The following is a 17,852-nucleotide window of genomic DNA, read 5'->3' on the forward strand; positions in this document are numbered from 1 at the left end:
TTGAGCCGAGAAAGAATTTGGTCGTCGGATGAGAGCAGCGCGCCGGCTAAAAGACGGCCGAAGTGTGCTGAGCTACGGAGCTTCGCCAGCAGGATGCTGGCCGTTCCGCAGCGGTCAACGTTGCTTGCTCACTCAGCGGAGACGCATTCCAGGCTGCCAGTTCCGCCACCCAAACAGAGGTGTCTGGGTTTATCGATTCGGCTCTGAGGTGTCCGTTCTTCTCCATCACGATGATGGCTGTGCCGGCTACGCCATATCCAATCGCAGCCATCCGCTGAACGCAGGGATCGCCGTCGACGCGAACATCGAACAGAAGCGACCCTGCGGTTTTTTCCGCAGCGTCAGCCACGCGATCGTAGAACGGTCGATTGAGCCCCTCAATATTGCCGAGCGACTGCTCAAACAACGCCAATTCAACATGCGCCGCCACCATGGCTGCCAGAGTGCGCGCCGGCCGGCGCAATCGGCAAGCCGCCAGCGCTGATTATCCAACCTTCATGCGGCAAAAAAGGCCGCGGTTTTGCTCAGGGCGCACATTTTCCGCGCCGGAGCCAGGCGGCGTGCGCCGTCCCGGCCGCACCGTCGCGCATGTCGACAGGGACCTCGGCGTCAGCGAAGCGCTCATCCATGAACGGACCCTCGGTATCGAGCCCGATGACGGCGTCATGTGTTTACGGCGCGATCGATGACGACGGTGTCCTGGCCTTCACCGATGAAGGCATCGAGGAAATCAAACTCCTCCTCGATGGACCCCGGCACCGCGGTGCTCAGGTGCTCATGGCCGCCGGATACGCACGTCTGGGGTCCTCACCGAGCTCACCGGACGGGTACGGTACCAACGCCCGCAAAGCGGGATCAGAAATGGTCGAACTGGCGGCCTTTGAACGTCGCAATGCCGCCAGATGGCAAAAGCCCCTTGCCGTTCAAGCTGCAACACACCCTCACCGCCTCAGCGATCCTTCACCGCATGACGCTTTTGGAGCAGCATGTGGGAAGACAGGTTATCGGGTCATCGTTTTGTTCACTGCCCAAACTGTTGCGCCCTTGGGCGAAATCCTCCAATTCCAAATCCGTTGAGCGCTCCCCCTCAACGTTAGCGTCGGTGCGCAAGACTCGAACGAGATCCTCAAACTTGCTGACCGCGCGCCACGCCTCGCGTGCCACGTGATACGCCTCCTCACGTGCCTGTCGAGCTCGGTCGGCTTCTGCTCTAGCCCCTTCGAGGCGGTTTTGGAGCAACTGCTCGTGTTGATACAGCGAGATCACTTTTGCTTTCACCTCCTCGAGATCAATGAGAGCCGCGGCTTTCCCGATCAACGGATCGTATAGCGCGGCTTCCCGACTGGGTCGGTGCTCCCGCCACCTGCGAAGGTCGGTCACGGCGGTTTGCACAGCCGCGACAGCATTGTCGAGGGCTCCGTGCCGCCGGCGCAGTGCGTCTTCGGTTCGACGGCGCCGTAGTTCCTTCAGTTCAAGGAGGCGCTGTACTGGGAGTAGGATCATGCCAAGCACGCGGCAAGCGCATCGAGCATTGCGTCGAAGCCGATCTGCTCCTCTGTCGACTGCCTCAAGAAGGTTCGTATCTGGTTTACCTTCGCGATTGCTGCATCAGCGATGGGATCGGATCCTTCTTCGTACTCGCCAACTCGTACCAATAGTTCCACCTCCTGGTATTTGGCCATCAGCTCACGCACCCTGCCCGCCAACCGCTCATGGTGCGACGACACGATGGCACTCATCACACGGCTGACACTCGCCAGAATGTCGATGGCAGGATACAAATTCGATATCGCCAAGGCGCGTGAGAGCACAATATGGCCGTCCAGGATGGAACGGGTCTCATCGGCAATCGGTTCGGCCATATCATCACCCTCTACGAGCACGGCGTAGAAGGCCGTTATGGATCCGCGGTGGTTGTTGCCAGCCCGTTCCATAAGCCGCGGCAGCGAAGCGAAAACCGATGGCGGGAAACCACGCCGTGTCGGCGGCTCACCGGCCGCAAGACCAATCTCTCTAAGCGCGCGCGCGAAACGGGTGACCGAATCCATGAGAAGCAGGACACGCTTTCCTTGATCGCGGTACCATTCGGCGATTGCTGTGGCAACATAGGCCGCCTTGGCCCGCTCCATTGCGGAGCGGTCAGAAGTTGCAACCACAAAAACCACTCTCGATCGCGCTTCTGTGCCGAGATTGTTTTCGATGAACTCCTGCACTTCCCGGCCGCGTTCGCCGATGAGCGCTATCACCGATACGTCGACCGCTGCGCCTCGCACCAGCATTGAGATCAGTGTACTCTTGCCGCCACCTGCAGCGGCAAAGATGCCCAGGCGCTGTCCCTCACCGCACGTTAGAAGACCATCGATCGCTCGTATGCCAACAGGAAGAACGTTGTGGATAATACGCCGGGTTAACGGATCCGGTGCATCCCTTGAGACAGGCACATGGGTTTCGGGAAGCAGGGGCCCATGAGTGGATTCGTCGAGAGGTTGGCCGAAACCATTAAGTACGCGGCCGAGCAGGTTCCAGCCGGTCGGAACCATGAGGGGCTTCCCCGTTGGGATCACTTCCGTGAGCGTGGAGAAGCCCAGCATTTCTCCATGCGGTGTCAGGGTGGCGACATCGCCCCGCACGCCGATGACTTCAGCCGATAACTCGAAATCGTTCTCGGGATTGCGAAGCGTGAAAAGGTCACCAATGCGGGCTCCCGGTGCCGTCGCACGGATTGTGGTTCCAACGACTTGAAGGACACGGCCGCGGACGTGCATTGTCGAGGTCTGCGCAACTGCTGTTTTTGCGAGCCGGAAGAAACGATCGATGTTCTCGTAGGAGGTGGAAACAGCCACGGCCTTGGGCGGTTCTACCGGCTCGGACATCACTTTTGCTTTCAGAAATTAGAGGCTGCTAGGCCGCTGCGCAGGCCGATTTCGATCGCGGCAAGCTGGCTCTCAATTGTGGCTTCGACCAGTCCAGCATCGGTCTCGAGAATGCACCCTGCATCTTTCACGCGCGCGTCACCAACTAGGTCGATGACGGCGCGCGATGTTGCCGCCGGAAGGATGTCATCTAACCGGTTGCGGACCGCCTCGAGGAGTGATGGTGATACGCGCAGCCGGACGAGAGCGTTGCCGCCCGCGAATTTGAGAGTGCGTAATGCGATCTGCACCGCCGCCTCCTCCGGCTCGATTGTGTCGATGATCCGGCGCGCGATCTGCAGGCCTATGTCAATGATCTGCTCCTCATATTGCGCCGTAATCCTCAGAGCCTGCGTGGCGATGGCGGTCAGACCGGCCTGGATTTCCGCTTGCGCCGCGGCCAAGCCAGCCTCTTTGGCCGCCGCCTCGATGGCTCTGGCACAGTCGTGCGCCGCATCGACGATCGCCTCGGCTTCGCGCCTTGCCTGCACTAGCAGTTGCTCGGCGTCCACGAGCGCCTGTGCGCTCCCGGCCGGCACGACTCGCCCAGGGCCGATAACGCCGGCGGTTACAGGTGTCAGTTGAACCAATGCGACCATGTGATCATCGTCTTGCGGGCCAGTCGCCGCATCGCGCAAAAGGCTTCCTCACCCATAGTATCGTCACGACAGGCGCCCACCACCGTATTCCAGAGCGGCGCCGGACGGCGCAAGCTTAATCGGGCCCGCAGCATTTGCGGGATGGCGCCGATCGCAAGGCCGAATATCGCCGCGCCGCAGTGAAGCAATGCGGTGGGTGCGCACGGGATCTCAGAAGCACCGATCTCCGACATCAGTGCGGCAGTCGGTCGCGGTAGCAGAACGGTTTGCCGGGCGAATGCGACGGCTTCTTCTCCCAGGGCTGAGTTCGCCGCCGCGATATCGCTCGTCCGAAGGAGCCCCGTAAGGCCGGAGGCACCCACCCACGCGCCGGCTAACCCCATAAGGCGCACGGCTTCTGGTGGCGGGAGGAACGCGAGCCGGCTTCGTCGCGTGGCGCACGCGGTAATGATGGCAGACGGCTGCCCACTATTTTCTCGAAGCAGCCAGCGACCGAGCCTAACACGTGTGAACGGGTCGGCCTGGGCCATTTCCAGCGGCATCCATTCGGGCCAACCAAGCGCCATGGTGGGATCGATGTCAGCAGCAGGATCGGCGATGCAGCATATCACCGCCCTCGCCCATGGCGCATCAAGCCATTCATCAGACATCGCTGCTGGCCGTCTGGCTGCGATCACTGCTGAATTGTTCCATCGGTTTGACCTCATGAGCTGTGATGGCGGATGTCCGATGAAAGCGACGCCATAGCAGAAATACCAGGATGGCATTGCCGGCGAGCAATACAGCTATGGCGCATGAAAGCACGATCACAAGACGGGATGCACCGCTGTCTTTTGTAGGGGGGTCAGCGCTATAGACAGGGGGCCGCAAAGCATTGTCCTGAGTTGCCTCTATGAGAATAACGGAGACCTTATCATAGGACAGGCCCTCCAAGCTGTTTGCTACGAGCTCTTTGATCTTCGGCACGATCTGATCGACAGTAGCACTGGGTAGGTAACGGACAAGCACGGCAGCACTCGACGGGAAGGACGGGATTCGATCGTCACTCGACATTTCCGGCAAGACCACATGGACACGGGAATTGACTACACCATCGATGCCAGACAGGGTCCGCGACAGCTCCTGTGTGATGCCATAAGTGTAACGCACACGCTCCTCTGTCGGCGATGAGATCATACCTTCTTTCTTGAAAAGGCTGCCCATGTCGGCATACAGTTCGCGAGGCAGGCCGGCGCGATTCAACACTTCCATGGCACGGGGAACGTCCATAGTATCCACCACCAGGGAGGCAGTACCGTTGTTGCCTATCGTTTTGTCAATATTGACGCCTTTACGCATGAGAAGTGCAAGCATTTCATTCGCTTCCTGCGCGGGAAGGTCGCGGTAGAGCTCGGTCTTCGCTGCGCAGCTTACCAGCGTAAACAGCCCGAGAAATGTCGCTAGCTGCGTCAATACTGACGTCAGACGTCCCCCAGCATTGATCATTGGTTTCGCAGGAAAGTATCTAGGCTTTGGGTGGCCTTGCCGACGACTTTCGCGAGGATGTCGCACTGCAGGGTCAAAGCTGACATCGCGACCTGTGCGCTCAGCCAATCACTTGACTGGATTTCTCCCGGTTTCATCCTCTCCGCGGTGCTGCGAGCGGTTTCCATACCTTGGGTGAAGCTCGCGCTTAGCTTCTCCATGCTGTTGAGGATGGCGTCACCCGGCGTACGGCTGACGCCAGGTTCGCGCGCCACCTCAGCCAACTGGTCGATTGCAACAGCGGCTGACCTGTCGTCTTGTGGTGACAAGGGCCAGTCGGATGGGGCGTGAACGATGTCAACGGACCCAGGCGGTATTTCCGATACGAGCGCAGTGTCCGTTGGCAAAACTGCGGTCAGCGCTCGTGGAATGATGCTGGTCACGCTCACCGAACGCCCCTGTCTACAGCATATCCGACCGAGTTATTGCGAAACGCTGCGACGAGTCCATCGACGTCGGTCTGTCCGCCTGGAATCCGCCTGAGCACGGCATCGCGTTCGCTCATCCGTCCGCCAAGGTGGAGAGCCAGCGCCTGAAACACCATCCCATATGCGTCTTCGGCGTCGGAAAGCGGACCTAACTGCTGCAGCGCTGCCTCGACATCGCCTGCCGTCAGATCCGCCAGCGCGTAAGCAATGACGGACTCGCGACAGCCCTGTGCAATAGCATCAAGGCCTTTCGCTATACGTCTGGCCCCCTCTACGTCATTCGAAATGCAAGCCAGGAATGCCGCTTCGGCGAGATGCCGCCGCAAGCGCACCCCCATCTCGGCGAGACGCTCAGGCGCGGCAGATGTACACGAAGGAAACATCGTTTATCAGCCTTCCTTTTCCGGCCAAGTTGCGCACACGCAATCGGGCTGCGACCTCGGCCGCAGAAACATTGCGCCGATTCAAACGGCCCGGCTCCTCTTGTACCTGCCGCCAATCCGGGCGTCGGCGGTAAACTGGTAATCAGGCCTTACGCGTCTCGTGCCTAATTGTGCTCGAAAGCCCGCCGGGTGCAACTACAAAGGCAATATGCCTCCATACCTGCCGCATATACTCGCTGGACAGAAGAAGCTTTTTGTCGCCGCATCTCAGTAAGAATGCACCCGATACCATCTCACCTGCCGATAGCTACATATCAACATAATATTTTCCTCCTCAGGATCGCCGCAGATAATAGTCGATAGCACCCAAAGCTCCATCAGCGAACTTACCAGTTAGGATGGCGCAAAGCTCCCAAATCATGTGAGCAAGCCCGTTAGAAAAAGGAAATGCCTGCGTGACGCCAACATCACCAGACGACCTCCTGCTATTCACTCTGGATTGCTTAATGAAGAATTCCGACCGCTCTTCCGCTTCGTCGAAGCGGCTTGAGCTCAGTGTCGATGACCTTGCGATCGCCGTTGAGATGTCGAGAGTGCGAACGGTGAGGTTAACCAGCAAGGTCTTAAACAACATGCCGGACAGCGAGATGCAGATCCGCGAATTGCTACGAAAGAACCTGCTTTACTGTGCTTCCGTACATGGGGCGCTGTGTTCCGATCGAGATGGTTCTCTGCTGCTTTGGGCTGATATTGATCACGCCCATGGGGACACGGCGGTCACGAGAGAGCGGATCATGGCATTCTACAAGGCGGCCGTTCATTGGGGTGGTACTTGCCGTCGACATCGCAGAATCAAGCAGTCACCGCTCTGCAGGAATGAATACATCCCCCGTGACCTGGATCTTTGGCGCAACGTCTGCGATCCCGCGAGAGAACGTATCGACAGTAAAGATCTCGATGGGAGCATGGCGCGGGCGCGGCAAACGATCGCTCAGATGGAAAGCTTATTGAGCGAAGGTCGGGAACAACTCGGTCGGCAAGCTGATCTCTTGGACGAACTTGGAATCACCGGCGACATCAACTCGGCATTGCTTGAGGCTCAGGGCCAAGGATTTCGGCAAACCGAAAATCGGGAGCGGCAGGCGGTTCTGGGCGATATCATAAGAGTCACGTCCAATCAGTTGCCGGTTGGTGGACCGCGCGTCTCGCCGACACGGCAGCGGGTCTGAAGCGGCTATGCAAGAACTAGAGGCTTGTAAGGGGCGGGGTGGCGACAAATGGACGATGCTGAGGCTGGACGGCTAGCACGGCTTACGGAAGATATTATTGCAGGGCATACGGATTTGGCGGCTGTCATCGGGATATCGGATGACGAACTCGAGGCAGTCTACGCGCTCGGCCATCGTTTTTATTGTGTCGGTAAATACGACGAGGCGCTGAGCTTCTTTCGTTTTCTGTGCGTGCACCGATACATCGACGCGAGATTTTGGTTCGGACTCGGTGCTGCCAGTCAGATGTTGGGCGATACAGCAAATGCCGTACGTGCCTATGGGCTGGCTGCGCTACTGAATGACCAGGATCCACAGATCCCTCTTCGCGCTGCGAAATGTTTCATTCAGCTCGATCAACCCGCAGCAGCCGTAAGCGCGCTTGAGAGTGTAATGGCGCTTAGCGGAGGGAAGCCCGAGCATGAGAATTTCGCTCAGCGCGCGTCCCTGATGCTGCAGCGGCTCAGGCCCAAAACAGAATGTGAAGGAGAATGCCGCAATGGATAGCATGAGCATGACAAAAGTGATCGGTGGACCGCTACCTGAAGCCGGGATGACTCAGGTTGACACGCAGACCAGCAATTCTGTGTTTGGTAGTTGCAAGTCGGTCGCTGAAGTTACGCCGCCACCAGTCCCCGACGACGCTCCCGGGTCCGATTCAGCCCCAACGCTACCCCCGCCACGAGCCTTTGCTGCGATGGATATGGCCGCAACGCTCCTGGCGCTCCAGATGAAGATGGCCGACACCGAGGCTGCCGGGAGCATGGCAGATGTGCGAGACCGCGCTAAGCTGCAGAAGCTGGAGAACGAGAAGATCGCCCGAAACATCATCGACGCGGCTCAGAAATTGAGAAAGGCGAAGAAGAGTTCCAAATTCAAGAAGATTTTTGGATGGGTAGCGGTGGCGCTGACGTGTGTAGCGGCGGTGGCTACCGGCGGGGCTTTTGCCATTGCGGCCGCAGCAGTGGCCGTCACCGTGGGTACCCTAGCCGAGACGGGCGTCATCGATAAGATGACGCAGTCCATTGCGAAGCGCCTCATGGAAGACGAGGGGATGGGGGACAGGCAGTCCAAGCAGTGGGCCGCGTGGATCACGGTTGGCATCGTCCTTGCTTGTTCACTCGCCAGCTTAGGTGCCGGTGCCGTGTCCGGTGGGTGGAGCGCGGCAACGAGCGTCGCCACGAAGCTCACAAGCCAAATGGGTACGGTGGCGAAAATTGCTGCGGCAGGTCAGCGCCTTGCGACAGCCGCTCAGGCGGGCGAGGCCGTTGCGTCGGTAGGTGCGTCCGTTGCAGCGGTCGCGAGCGCGGCCCAGCAGAAGCAGGCAACAGACACACAGGCGCAGACCTTGGGCATCAGGAAATCCCTCGCGAGGCTGGCGCAGCTTCAAGAGGACGACATCGAGCACATCCGGGAATTGTTCCTCGGCATAAAGACTATGACGCAGAGAGTTGTTGATGCGATCCAGGAACAAACTCGATCCGCGTCGATCGTCATACGAAATATCGGCTGACGAGCGCTCATAGCTGTCCCTTCCCCGTTCAAATACAGGAGAGTATACGTGCTACACACTGCCGTAGAAACAAACCGTATCGGCGACCGTCATTTGTGGGGCGGCGCTTCGCTAGACAGTCGGCCCTTCTTGCCTATCTCCCCGCCTTCCATTGGCATGAGGCACGGCGGCGCCGTGGCAACGCCCGCCGATCACTCCAACGTATCATCGGCCGGTGTTCCAACGCTCGGAGACATCGCCGTTCGAAACAACGGTGCCGAATCTGCCCTGGGAGCACGGCTCGCTTCAGTTGACATCTATACAATTGGCGCATTGCTACACAGCCTCAATCTAAAGTTCCGTGAGTCTGCCAGATTGGACAGGCAGGCTGCGCGTGACTGCGATATCGCGGCGCAGGATGCCGCTGCCCAGGCGCTTCGTGCTGCTGGGGTATTTCAGCTGGTCGGAACGGTCCTGACTTCCGCGTTTGCAATAGCGGGTGCGGGGGCCAGCCTCAAAGGAGCGATCAAGGCACAGGTATCCTTTCAGCAGCAGCTCGGCGGTTCGACGGCGCTCAACAAGACAAATAGCCAGGCTAACTCAGGCGAGTCCCTGAACGTCACCGGCTCGCCCAGGGGCGACGTGAGAAGTATCCAAAAGGCTCAGCAAGGCGCCCAGGCAACGACGATGATGTGGAGCGGCGCCGCCACGGGCATAACCGAGGTCGGCAAAATCGGAGGTGCCGGCCTCAACATGGGGGCGACGATTGAGCAGGAGAAAAAGGCAAGGCTAGAAGCGGAGGCCACCGAGATGCGCTCTAATGCCGATGCGCAAAGTGAATTCAAGTCGGCGTATGAAAAGATGATCCAAGATGTTCTGGAAACCCTATCGGAGGTCAGACGTGCAGAGGCTGAGACAAACAGTAAGATCGTAAGCATCGGGTAACTCAGAACAACAAATCTTCACAACAAAGGTCCTCGCAGAAATGTTTAGTATTCGCAATTTGACAAAAAACCATGAGGCATTTGAGTGGGGGGGCGACCTGGGCGGGTTGGCGATGCGACTCCAGATAGAGCGGTATAATATTCTTGGTATCCAACTTCGGGAAGAACTCGACGGCATGAAGAAGCGCAACGATTGGCTGAAATCAGCGAACGACGCTCTAGCGCAGTTGCGTGTCAACCGCCCCATCAACGACAAAATGCATGCATATGGCGAAATTACCGATCCACAGGGCAATAAACAGACAGTCTATGCCTGGATGCTCAAGAACCACATCCCTGTTCCCTACGGTATAAACAGTGGTAGTCAGCAGGACTTCGACGCCGCCATTTCAAACGTGAAGGCAGCCATTGATACCGCGAATAGCGATTCGCAGATGGCTCTGATCCACCTGCAGTCCCTGATGGACAAAGTAAACCAATGTGTTCAACTCACGACGAACTTGGTGGCCAAGGATGGCAAGGTCAAAGAGAACGTCATGGGCAATATCAGGTAAATAGCCGGTTATTTGCCGAGGAGGACGGGTAATCGCCCCCTCCTCTACAATCAAATCTGCGCGAGCGGAGTGGTACGAATGGCTATTACCAGCAGGAATACTGCTTTGCTGTATCTTCCTATTTTACTGTCAAATATAGCAGGGTGCTCCGGCAGCGGTACCATTGCCGATCGCGGGGTTTTGCTGAATTCACGCTCCTTCGGCCATTCCGACCACGCACCTGTGCGAGAAGCTAGCGAGCCGCAGACCCGAGGCTTTGAAGTGCTGGGGCAGAAGCAGGCGCAGCCGGTAGCAGCCACTATCCAGCGCAAGCTGCCAGTAGTCTTGGATAGCAGACGCGAGAGTCTCGACTATACCAATGTCGACATTCGCCAAGTCGTGCGGGAGATCGTAGGCGATGTTATGGGGATGCCAGTAACCATCGATCCTGGCGTTGGAGGGAAAATGACCCTTCGTACAGATCGCCAGGTGCCGGTGAGTGAGGTGCCGCGGCTGCTTGACAAGGCACTGGCGCCGCACGGCTATGGGCTGGCCGTGGTTGATCAAGGAGTTCGGGTGGGGCGCTTGGCCGATATTCCCGGCGGCACGCAGAGCAACGTTCAAGTTGTTCCTGTTCGGTATGTCGATCCGGCTGAGGTCATCGGGGTGATCCGGCCGAACGTGGAGGAGGGTGTGCGTCTCACACCAGCGCCCGAAGGGCGCGGCATTGTTGTCAGTGGGCCGCCGGGATCCGTAAGTTCTGTGCGGGAACTGGTCGGCCTTTTTGACACAGACGCCATGTTTCGCAGGTCATTCGCGCTGTATACGCTATCTCAAGCGAGCCCGGCTGGCGTGGAACGAGAACTCAGGTTGCTGTTTAATCAGAATGGCAAAGGGAGGGGGCCTGTCCAATTTGCGGCGCTAGAGCGATTGAACGGTATCCTAGTTGTGGCAGATGATCCTGTAGCTCTCAAGCAAGTCCGCCGGGCGATTGCCAAACTGGATAGTGCGTCGGAGGCGACCGCAAACATTCATGTGCGTCCGTTGCTCTACCGACGAGCTTCGGAAGTGGCGCATGTGCTGGCGCAAACGTTCGGCGCTCAGGCGCCCGATGCTGTCCCAGATGCGCAGCCCGCGGGAACATTCGGCAACCTGTCGGTTGGAAATGGCGTATCCAGTCGAGCCAGCCTGCCGGTCAACGTGCCAGGTTTGCCGTCCGAAACGCAAGATGCGACCGGCACTGAAGCGCACCCGGCGGACCAAATGGTGTTGTCAGCGAACCGTCTCGGCCTCTTGGCGCCTGTGCGAATCCAGGCGGACCGCGGACAGAACGCGCTCGTAGTACTCGCAGCACCGCACGACTACAAGATCGTGGAGGCCGCGATCCGTCAACTCGACGTCAAACCTCGACAGGTTCTCATCCAAGCTATCCTCGCAGAGGTGCGGCTGAATGACAGCCTGCGCTACGGCGTTGATTATCTTCTCTCCACCAGGGGCTTGGCCCCAATTCCAAATGGTTTGTCATATGTGTTTCCCGGCACGGACGTAAATGTCGTATTACACGGGCTAGGAGCGCTTGGAGACGTAAAGGTTGTATCCGCGCCGCGCATTCTTGCGGTCGACAATCAAACCGCCACCATCCAGGTCGGTGATCAGGTTCCGATCCTCGTCCGATCATCGCAATCTGTCGCAAGCGAGAACTCACCGATCGTGAGCGACGTCGAGATGCGCGACACGGGGGTGATCTTGGCTGTTACGCCCAGAATCGGTGCCGGGGGTAATATAACGCTTGACACATTTCAGGAGGTCAGCACTGGCAACAGGAACACGCTCACCAATGTTCAGTCCCCGGTGATTTCGGTGCGCCGGCTCCAAAGTACGGTATCGACACGAAGCGGCGACACGATCGCTATTGGCGGATTGATGCAAGATAGCACCAATCGGGCCAATGCTGGCGTTCCTGTGCTGAAGGATATTCCGCTTTTGGGAGGACTGTTCCGCAGCACCGAATATGGCAAAGAACGGACTGAGCTCTTGATATTGCTTAACCCCCGGGTGGTTGAAGGTGACACCGATGCAAGGGCCCTGACCGAGGAGTTGCGCGAGAAGTTCGAGGTGCTAGCCCCCGACCTGGGCCGCCGGCTAACGCCGTCAGCTCTGCCGCAGCCGAGCCCGTCGATACCAAGGCTACAGCGAAATGGGCGCAGCTGACGTGAACCGCGGCGGCCCGCAAGTCAGGCTTCCGGATTTTACGAACAGGTTGATGCCCAAAGCGTGACAACTCGGAATGAATGACCAATGGGCAATATGGTCTGATTGTGAACCTCGGCGACCGGGTTTCTCAGGCTGAAGCACTGCGGCCGCAACTTGAGTTGGCCCAAGACGATAAGAAGATGAAGCTCATAAGGAGAGTAATATGGACAACGTGCACTTCAATTATACGGGCGATTATACGGGCGATTATACGACCGTTTTTAACAACAGCTACCCTGGTATGGTGCGGCGGCAGCAACAAGAATCGGGCAACATTCCTGCGGATGATGCCGGTTCTGTGCAGCAACTGAGCGAACTGCACCTCAACTCCTCTGAGGCGAGTTCGCAAGACGCTCCATTCGTACAGGCGCATGGAGATATCCAGCGCACTGACCTCGGCGGTTCGATGCGGATGCCGCCGAAGTCCGATCTGCGCGACGGCCAGTTCAGCAGTACGCGCCATAGCATAGAGGTTGGTGGTTCGGCTGCGCGGGTATTGCAGTCTGACTTGCGTGACAGTCTATCGCGCAGTACGCGTTCTACAGCGCCATGGGACCCGCAGCCTGTCGGGCGGACAAAGGATAGCAAGAGCCGAGGACTGTGGTCGCGTGTGAAATCGGGGGTCGGCAGGGCCTTCGGGGAGAGTCGCCGCGAGAAGTCGTCCGGCGGCTCGGCGCACGACGTGGTCTATTCAGAGCTTCGCATGGATTTCGCCAAGCGTGGGCACTCCGATGCGGACCTGTATTCTGATGACAAGAGCCTTCTGGAGAACTTGGCGGCAGCAGTCCGGGGCTACGAAATCCTACCCGATGGTAGCATCGGACGAGGGGATGGAAGGGTTCCCGAGCATACCCTCACGCATACTGTAGGGGTTCTTCGCAGGTTTGCACGTTGGCTTCGAGCAGAAGACAGAACTCCAATTGCTTCTCGGCTTTATGCCGATGAAGAAGAATTCGCCAAAGACATCAAGGCATACAAAGACGTTGCTGCTGGAGATGATGGCCGCCGTGTCCTGAAGGCACTATCACATCTTAGAAAGCTCGCCCCTGGTGGGCAAGAACTCCAAAGCGTCGGCCCCGGGCCCCGCCTGATGGGGCGCCAAACAGCTGTTCCTTATCCCGAGGACGGCCACGTCATCGATGGCATCTACAATGAACGGGTGAGCAAGGGCGACAAAAAGCCTTCTGCCCACTCTTTGGCTTCCGGTCAACGCAAATTTAGTGATTGGCTCCGAAGCGAGAAAAGGGGGAGCATAGTGAGCCGCCTAAACGGCACTGAGCAGCAGCAAGCTTCGTTGCAAGCAGATTACGGGGATTTTATAACAGCGATGGGTCAGCGCTATGGCGTGGCGTTCGATCGGTTTCGGACGTACATAGGCGCCCAGCCCAAATTGACCCGGCATCAGCCTTATCCCGACGACGCCGAGATCATCCGTGGCTTCCTCACTGAACAGGTGAGCAACGGCGCAAATATTAAAACTGCCGAAAGTACTGCTACACGTCAGCGCAGGTTTAGTGAGTGGCTCCAAGCCGAGAAAAGAGATAGCATAATGAGCTGCCTCAACGGCACTGAGCAGCAGCAAGCGTCGTTGGCAGCAAATTACCAGGACTTCCGCGAAGCCGTAGGACCAACGGGCATGAGTTTGAAAAGGATGGTTGGCGCGCTTGCGCAGTACGTACAAGAGAACCGGCCGTTGGAGTCGCCGCCTGAGCAGGCACGTCAGCGGCCAACTCGCGGCCGCCCGTCCTCCTCCTCGCACCAGGAGTTTCCGACCAACTCCAATGCTCGCACCGCGGCTTTGGGTCCGACAGCCTCGTCCAACGTCCCGGTGGGGTCGGTGCTCGGCTACACCGAGTGGCTGAGCGACGCCCATATCCAGAGGGATTACGAGCTCCTGCAGGAGGAACTCCAGCAAATCGATCCAGGCTTCGCCGCCAGCATAAGGCTGGTGGATCCGATGGTATCCCATCTACTGGGCTTGCCCGGCACGGACCAGCGAACCGTGCAAAGACATTTGCAGTCCATTATTGATCAGAACAACGCCCGAGCCAACTTCCTGTTCTTGCCGATAAACAATGGCACCCATTGGTCGCTGTTGCTCGTCGACAGCAGCAACTCGGAAAGGCCGGCCGTCGCCTACCACTACGACTCCCTCCAGCGAAGGAGATACAACGACGCGGCCGCAACAGCTCTCGCAAGGCGGATAGGCGCCATGCTGACGCCAGCCCGCATGGCCGAACAGCAGAACGATTACGATTGCGGCGTCTTTGTGGTGGACGGCACGCGGGCACTGGTTCAACGATTGCGGGAGGGCGGGTGGCCAGCCCGGGAGCCGCTGCACCTCGACAACATCGTCGTCAGTCGCGAGCAACTCCGACTGCGGTTGAGCCCCGCTCCCAGGCGTGAGGGAGGTGAGCCCGATGCTGCCGCCGATAGTTTCAATACGCAGCATTGGCAGCAATTTTCTCCAATTGTCCAGGTGCCAGAGCTAGGCGTCGAGCAGTCATCGTGGCAGGCAGACCTTGGCGCATCAATCTTCGGGGCGACACCTCCCGTTCAGGCCGCACCGCCGGAGCTGGGACAGTTCGCTCCTCCTGACTGGCAACACGGCAACCAGTGGGCGCCGACGGATCTTATGCGCGGAATGTACTGGCATAATGTGCTGCCGAGCCAGGACCAACCCAAGACTAACTTCATGATCGGTGGCATGCTCTACACAGCCGTGCTGCATGGGACGCAGGACCTCATTCAGGTCTACCCTAGCTGATGACGGCGGTTTTGTTGCAACGGCTGAACAGGGGCGCTGGTGCGAGGTCAATCAGCCCGCGAGGATTTCAAACTTGTCGGCGGAGGACGGCTTCGAATCAAAGGCGATCTGGCTTGTCGCTTACGCACTATGTGAATCATTTTGGATACCGTCAGGATTGGTGGCTGCGATGGCCGTCAATTTTGTGGTCGGGCGGGCTGGAAATATTGTCCATGCGCCGCGTGCTAGGGCGTGTCCTCAGTTAGGGGGTTCCCAAATCTTGAGTGATTGATCGGGATAGGGGGACGCCTCACGGCGCCGCCCACCGGGTCACCGGCACCGGAGGCGGTCGCCGCCCCCGCTTCCCACAGAACGTGGCGTGCGGCTTTCCCGCACCACGCTCTTCGGCAGTTGGTTCACAGTACCGCGAGTGCTTGCAGTTCCCTATGTGGGGGCCGCAGTTTGGGTCGCAGTAGCGGGTCCGTTCTTTGATCTGGTAGAAAGCGCCCCAACTGAGGCGACCACCATCACGGCTGCGGCTGCAGGCGAGGAACGGCTGACGGGCAGGCGCTACAGCAGGCCGGATCCGCTCATCCCGCGGACCCTGGCGTTGCCTCCCGTCCGGCGGCCGGCCATCGCGTTGGCGGCCGAGTAGCCGTGCGATGGAGTGGCCGTTCCGACGGCCCTCTACCTAGACTTAGACTACTAGGTAGACGGCGCCGCCACTTCGTCCTCCATGTCGAGCGACTTTTCGACTGCCTCCGGATTCCGGGCGATGGTCCAAAGGAGAGTATTCGCAGCTGCATCCGGTTCCGAGCGACCTTGCTCCCAGTTTCGAAGCGTTGCCAGATCGAGGCCATACCTCACGGAGAACGCCTCCTGGGACAGCTTCGTGCTATCCCGAACTTCGCGAACGCTTATCGGCCGCGGCGCATGAACCTTCGCGATCACTCCTGCGGACGAGAGTTCGTCCTTCAGTGCCCGCAGGTCCTCGACGCAAGGAACAGTCACGAACGCCTTGCCGTGATCGACCATCTCCGTGAGGACCGCATGGGCCGTCCTCAGCGGCAGCTGCCTCCTGACGAGAACCCGAGCAGCTTCAGGAGTATTCGCGCCGTGTAGAAAGCTGAGGCTCAGCCGGACGGGAGAGCCTGGCGACACTCGGACGACGTCCCGGGTTCGCACCCGTTGTCCGAACCGCTCCATGAACTTCGATGTAGTCGACATTAAGCTTCTCCGCGATCACTCGACCGAGCCTGCGCAATTTTGACCAACCCCACTGGACCTGGGCATCGCCCCCAATATGGAGGTCACGGACGACCAGATGGTTGCTGCCCATCTCCACTTCTCCTAATAGCTGAAGCACGCCATCCGGCGTGACGACATCAAAGAGGAGGCATGGGTCCTCCGAAATGTCGGCGTCCAGAATGAGTTCCACGTCATCGGGCTGCAAACGCGATCCCTACGCAACTTGCTTATAGAAAGTATGTCAGGTGCTGGCGAGCGTCAAGGCCTGACCGATCTCCGAATTGGCGGGATGCTGGCAACACCCGAATCGTGCCAACTTGGCCCAGTCTACGCTAATCGACCGGGAGACGGGGACAGACGCAGCACCATATATTGTGGCCACCTGAGCGAACGGGATAAGCGGTCTGCTATTTGTTCAAGTTTCGTTTCCATGGTCAGTTGATCTTCTCTTTGAATAGAAGGCTGTGATTCCCGTTGAATGGAGCCCATGTCGCCCTGGAACAATTCAACTACAGCTGACCGCTTCCCATGAAGTCGGCTCTCCCGACCTCCGAAGACTATCAGTCAGGCTGACTTCCACCCGTTCATCAGACCCTTCTCATCTCATCGGCTTGATAGGTCCTACAAGCTTGCGCTTGAACCGGATGCATCGCCATCCCTAGGGCGTAGTGACGATTTAACTATTTGAGCCAAATTGCGATAGCTGCGAGCTTGACGAAGCCCATGAAGTTGGCGAGCAGCTTGTCGTATCGGGTTGCGACGCGGCGGAACTGTTTGAGCTTGCTGAAGAAGCGCTCGATGATGTTGCGCTCCTTGTAGAGATCGGCGTCGTAAGGACGCTGATCTTTTCGGTTTCGCTTCGGTGGAATGACGATTGCGGCTTGCATCTCAACAATCTTGTCGATGAGATGATTGGCGTCATAGCCTTTGTCGGCAATTGTGCATTCTGCCTGGAAGCCGTAGATGAGTTCATGCGCATAGGCGATGTCGTTGCGCTGCCCTGGGCTTGCGATCAGGCGAACCGGAAGCCCGAGTGCATCGCCTGCGGCGTGGATTTTGGTGCTCAGGCCGCCGCGAGACCGACCCAGGCCCTGGGCATCTGCCCCCCTTTTGACCGGCGTGCGCCGGCGGCGTGCTGATGAGCGCGCACGATGGTCGAGTCGATCATCAGCCATTCCAGATCGGCTTCGCGAGCAAGAACCATAAGCATCTCGTCGAGAACGCCCATTTCGATCCAGCGATAGTAGCGCCGCTTCACGGATCGATAGTCGCCGAGCCGCTCGGGCAGATCACGCCAGCGCCCACCTGAGCGGGCCATCCACAACAGCGCATCCAGAAATCGCCGATTGTTCGTGCGTGGTCCGCGCTTGCCTCTCGTGCCGCCAGGCACAAATCCCTTGATCCGTTCCCACTGATCGTCCCGAAGCGCATCACAGTCCATCGCCGACCTCCAAAGTCAGCGTTGAATCTGATTTGCGCCTCCGTGGGAATCCCAAACCGTTAAATCGTCACTACGCCCTAG

At 58.6% G+C, this 17,852-nt stretch carries 18 protein-coding genes and 1 pseudogene; 9 read left to right on the top strand and 10 right to left on the bottom strand.

Annotation, left to right across the window (positions count from 1 at the left end; all coding sequences use genetic code 11):
- Nucleotides 1-50: 50 nt before the first annotated feature.
- Nucleotides 51-433, bottom strand: a pseudogene (locus tag MESCI2_RS1000000137145) (hypothetical protein); the annotation flags it as partial.
- A 127-nt stretch (nucleotides 434-560) separates the two neighbouring features.
- Between MESCI2_RS1000000137145 and MESCI2_RS1000000139290 the strand changes: the two are divergent.
- Together MESCI2_RS1000000139290 and MESCI2_RS1000000138890 are read left to right on the top strand one after the other, a co-directional pair.
- The gene (locus tag MESCI2_RS1000000139290; RefSeq protein ID WP_430981678.1) at nucleotides 561-689 is read left to right on the top strand and encodes a hypothetical protein; all 129 of its coding nucleotides are present in this window, start codon (nucleotides 561-563) and stop codon (nucleotides 687-689) included.
- On the top strand, nucleotides 628-1,077 hold the full coding sequence (locus tag MESCI2_RS1000000138890) for a hypothetical protein (protein WP_210285098.1): 450 nt from the start codon (nucleotides 628-630) through the stop codon (nucleotides 1,075-1,077). The genes MESCI2_RS1000000139290 and MESCI2_RS1000000138890 overlap by 62 nt, the downstream gene beginning before the upstream one ends.
- On the opposite strand, the gene MESCI2_RS1000000139295 is transcribed toward MESCI2_RS1000000138890, so the two are convergent.
- The 7 genes from MESCI2_RS1000000139295 to MESCI2_RS0122080 are packed head-to-tail and all read right to left on the bottom strand — an operon-like array spanning nucleotide 961 to nucleotide 5,789.
- Nucleotides 961-1,503: a type III secretion protein gene (locus MESCI2_RS1000000139295; protein ID WP_027038463.1), complete on the bottom strand. Its 543-nt coding sequence runs from the start codon at nucleotides 1,501-1,503 to the stop codon at nucleotides 961-963. The two genes, MESCI2_RS1000000138890 and MESCI2_RS1000000139295, sit on opposite strands and share 117 nt — an antisense overlap.
- Entirely contained in the window at nucleotides 1,500-2,873 is a 1,374-nt protein-coding gene (gene sctN, locus MESCI2_RS0122055; RefSeq protein WP_050596618.1) for a type III secretion system ATPase SctN, read from the bottom strand. The genes MESCI2_RS1000000139295 and sctN overlap by 4 nt, the downstream gene beginning before the upstream one ends.
- A gap of 11 nt (nucleotides 2,874-2,884) precedes the next feature.
- Nucleotides 2,885-3,511, bottom strand: coding sequence for a FliH/SctL family protein (locus MESCI2_RS0122060; RefSeq protein WP_027038465.1), 627 nt, complete (start codon nucleotides 3,509-3,511; stop codon nucleotides 2,885-2,887).
- A complete protein-coding gene (locus MESCI2_RS0122065; protein ID WP_027038466.1) occupies nucleotides 3,490-4,161 on the bottom strand; it encodes a hypothetical protein in 672 nt (223 codons plus the stop codon). Before MESCI2_RS0122065 ends, MESCI2_RS0122060 begins: the two co-directional genes overlap by 22 nt.
- Nucleotides 4,154-4,996, bottom strand: coding sequence for a type III secretion system inner membrane ring lipoprotein SctJ (gene sctJ / locus MESCI2_RS01000000135055; protein ID WP_050596619.1), 843 nt, complete (start codon nucleotides 4,994-4,996; stop codon nucleotides 4,154-4,156). Before sctJ ends, MESCI2_RS0122065 begins: the two co-directional genes overlap by 8 nt.
- Nucleotides 4,993-5,424, bottom strand: coding sequence for a type III secretion system inner rod subunit SctI (gene sctI / locus MESCI2_RS0122075; protein ID WP_181060863.1), 432 nt, complete (start codon nucleotides 5,422-5,424; stop codon nucleotides 4,993-4,995). The genes sctJ and sctI overlap by 4 nt, the downstream gene beginning before the upstream one ends.
- On the bottom strand, nucleotides 5,421-5,789 hold the full coding sequence (locus MESCI2_RS0122080; protein ID WP_155936642.1) for a hypothetical protein: 369 nt from the start codon (nucleotides 5,787-5,789) through the stop codon (nucleotides 5,421-5,423). The genes sctI and MESCI2_RS0122080 overlap by 4 nt, the downstream gene beginning before the upstream one ends.
- A 563-nt stretch (nucleotides 5,790-6,352) precedes the next feature.
- On the opposite strand from MESCI2_RS0122080, the gene MESCI2_RS0122085 reads away from it, so the two are divergent.
- The 7 genes from MESCI2_RS0122085 to MESCI2_RS1000000136210 all read left to right on the top strand — a co-directional run bounded on the left by MESCI2_RS0122085 (nucleotide 6,353) and on the right by MESCI2_RS1000000136210 (nucleotide 15,103).
- A complete protein-coding gene (locus MESCI2_RS0122085) occupies nucleotides 6,353-7,075 on the top strand; it encodes a CesT family type III secretion system chaperone (RefSeq protein WP_027038469.1) in 723 nt (240 codons plus the stop codon).
- Between the two features lie 48 nt (nucleotides 7,076-7,123).
- Nucleotides 7,124-7,621 (top strand): SycD/LcrH family type III secretion system chaperone, encoded by a 498-nt coding sequence (locus MESCI2_RS01000000135060; protein WP_032901167.1) that lies wholly within the window; start codon nucleotides 7,124-7,126, stop codon nucleotides 7,619-7,621.
- A gap of 7 nt (nucleotides 7,622-7,628) precedes the next feature.
- On the top strand, nucleotides 7,629-8,627 hold the full coding sequence (gene sctE / locus MESCI2_RS0122095; protein ID WP_181060864.1) for a type III secretion system translocon subunit SctE: 999 nt from the start codon (nucleotides 7,629-7,631) through the stop codon (nucleotides 8,625-8,627).
- 174 nt (nucleotides 8,628-8,801) lie between these two features.
- Entirely contained in the window at nucleotides 8,802-9,551 is a 750-nt protein-coding gene (locus MESCI2_RS01000000135065; protein ID WP_155936644.1) for a hypothetical protein, read from the top strand.
- 40 nt (nucleotides 9,552-9,591) lie between these two features.
- Complete coding sequence (locus tag MESCI2_RS0122105) at nucleotides 9,592-10,104, top strand: hypothetical protein (protein ID WP_027038473.1); 513 nt, start codon at nucleotides 9,592-9,594, stop codon at nucleotides 10,102-10,104.
- Nucleotides 10,105-10,182: 78 nt separating this feature from the next.
- The gene (locus MESCI2_RS0122110; RefSeq protein ID WP_081738840.1) at nucleotides 10,183-12,294 is read left to right on the top strand and encodes a secretin N-terminal domain-containing protein; all 2,112 of its coding nucleotides are present in this window, start codon (nucleotides 10,183-10,185) and stop codon (nucleotides 12,292-12,294) included.
- A 205-nt stretch (nucleotides 12,295-12,499) separates the two neighbouring features.
- Complete coding sequence (locus MESCI2_RS1000000136210; RefSeq protein WP_050596620.1) at nucleotides 12,500-15,103, top strand: Ulp1 family isopeptidase; 2,604 nt, start codon at nucleotides 12,500-12,502, stop codon at nucleotides 15,101-15,103.
- Nucleotides 15,104-15,787: 684 nt separating this feature from the next.
- Here MESCI2_RS1000000136210 and MESCI2_RS1000000136215 read toward each other — a convergent pair.
- Together MESCI2_RS1000000136215 and MESCI2_RS1000000137160 are read right to left on the bottom strand one after the other, a co-directional pair.
- Nucleotides 15,788-16,309, bottom strand: a complete 522-nt coding sequence (locus tag MESCI2_RS1000000136215; protein WP_050596621.1) for a helix-turn-helix domain-containing protein — start codon at nucleotides 16,307-16,309, stop codon at nucleotides 15,788-15,790.
- Between the two features lie 701 nt (nucleotides 16,310-17,010).
- Nucleotides 17,011-17,771, bottom strand: a protein-coding gene (locus MESCI2_RS1000000137160) for an IS5 family transposase (protein WP_155936645.1) whose coding sequence is annotated in 2 segments (ribosomal slippage) — nucleotides 17,011-17,432 and nucleotides 17,432-17,771 — 762 coding nt in all. Because the reading frame shifts where the segments join, the coding sequence is not laid out codon by codon here.
- Nucleotides 17,772-17,852: the final 81 nt, after the last annotated feature.

Origin of the sequence: Mesorhizobium ciceri WSM4083, assembly GCF_000519305.1 — a bacterium.
Classification (GTDB): domain Bacteria; phylum Pseudomonadota; class Alphaproteobacteria; order Rhizobiales; family Rhizobiaceae; genus Mesorhizobium; species Mesorhizobium ciceri_B.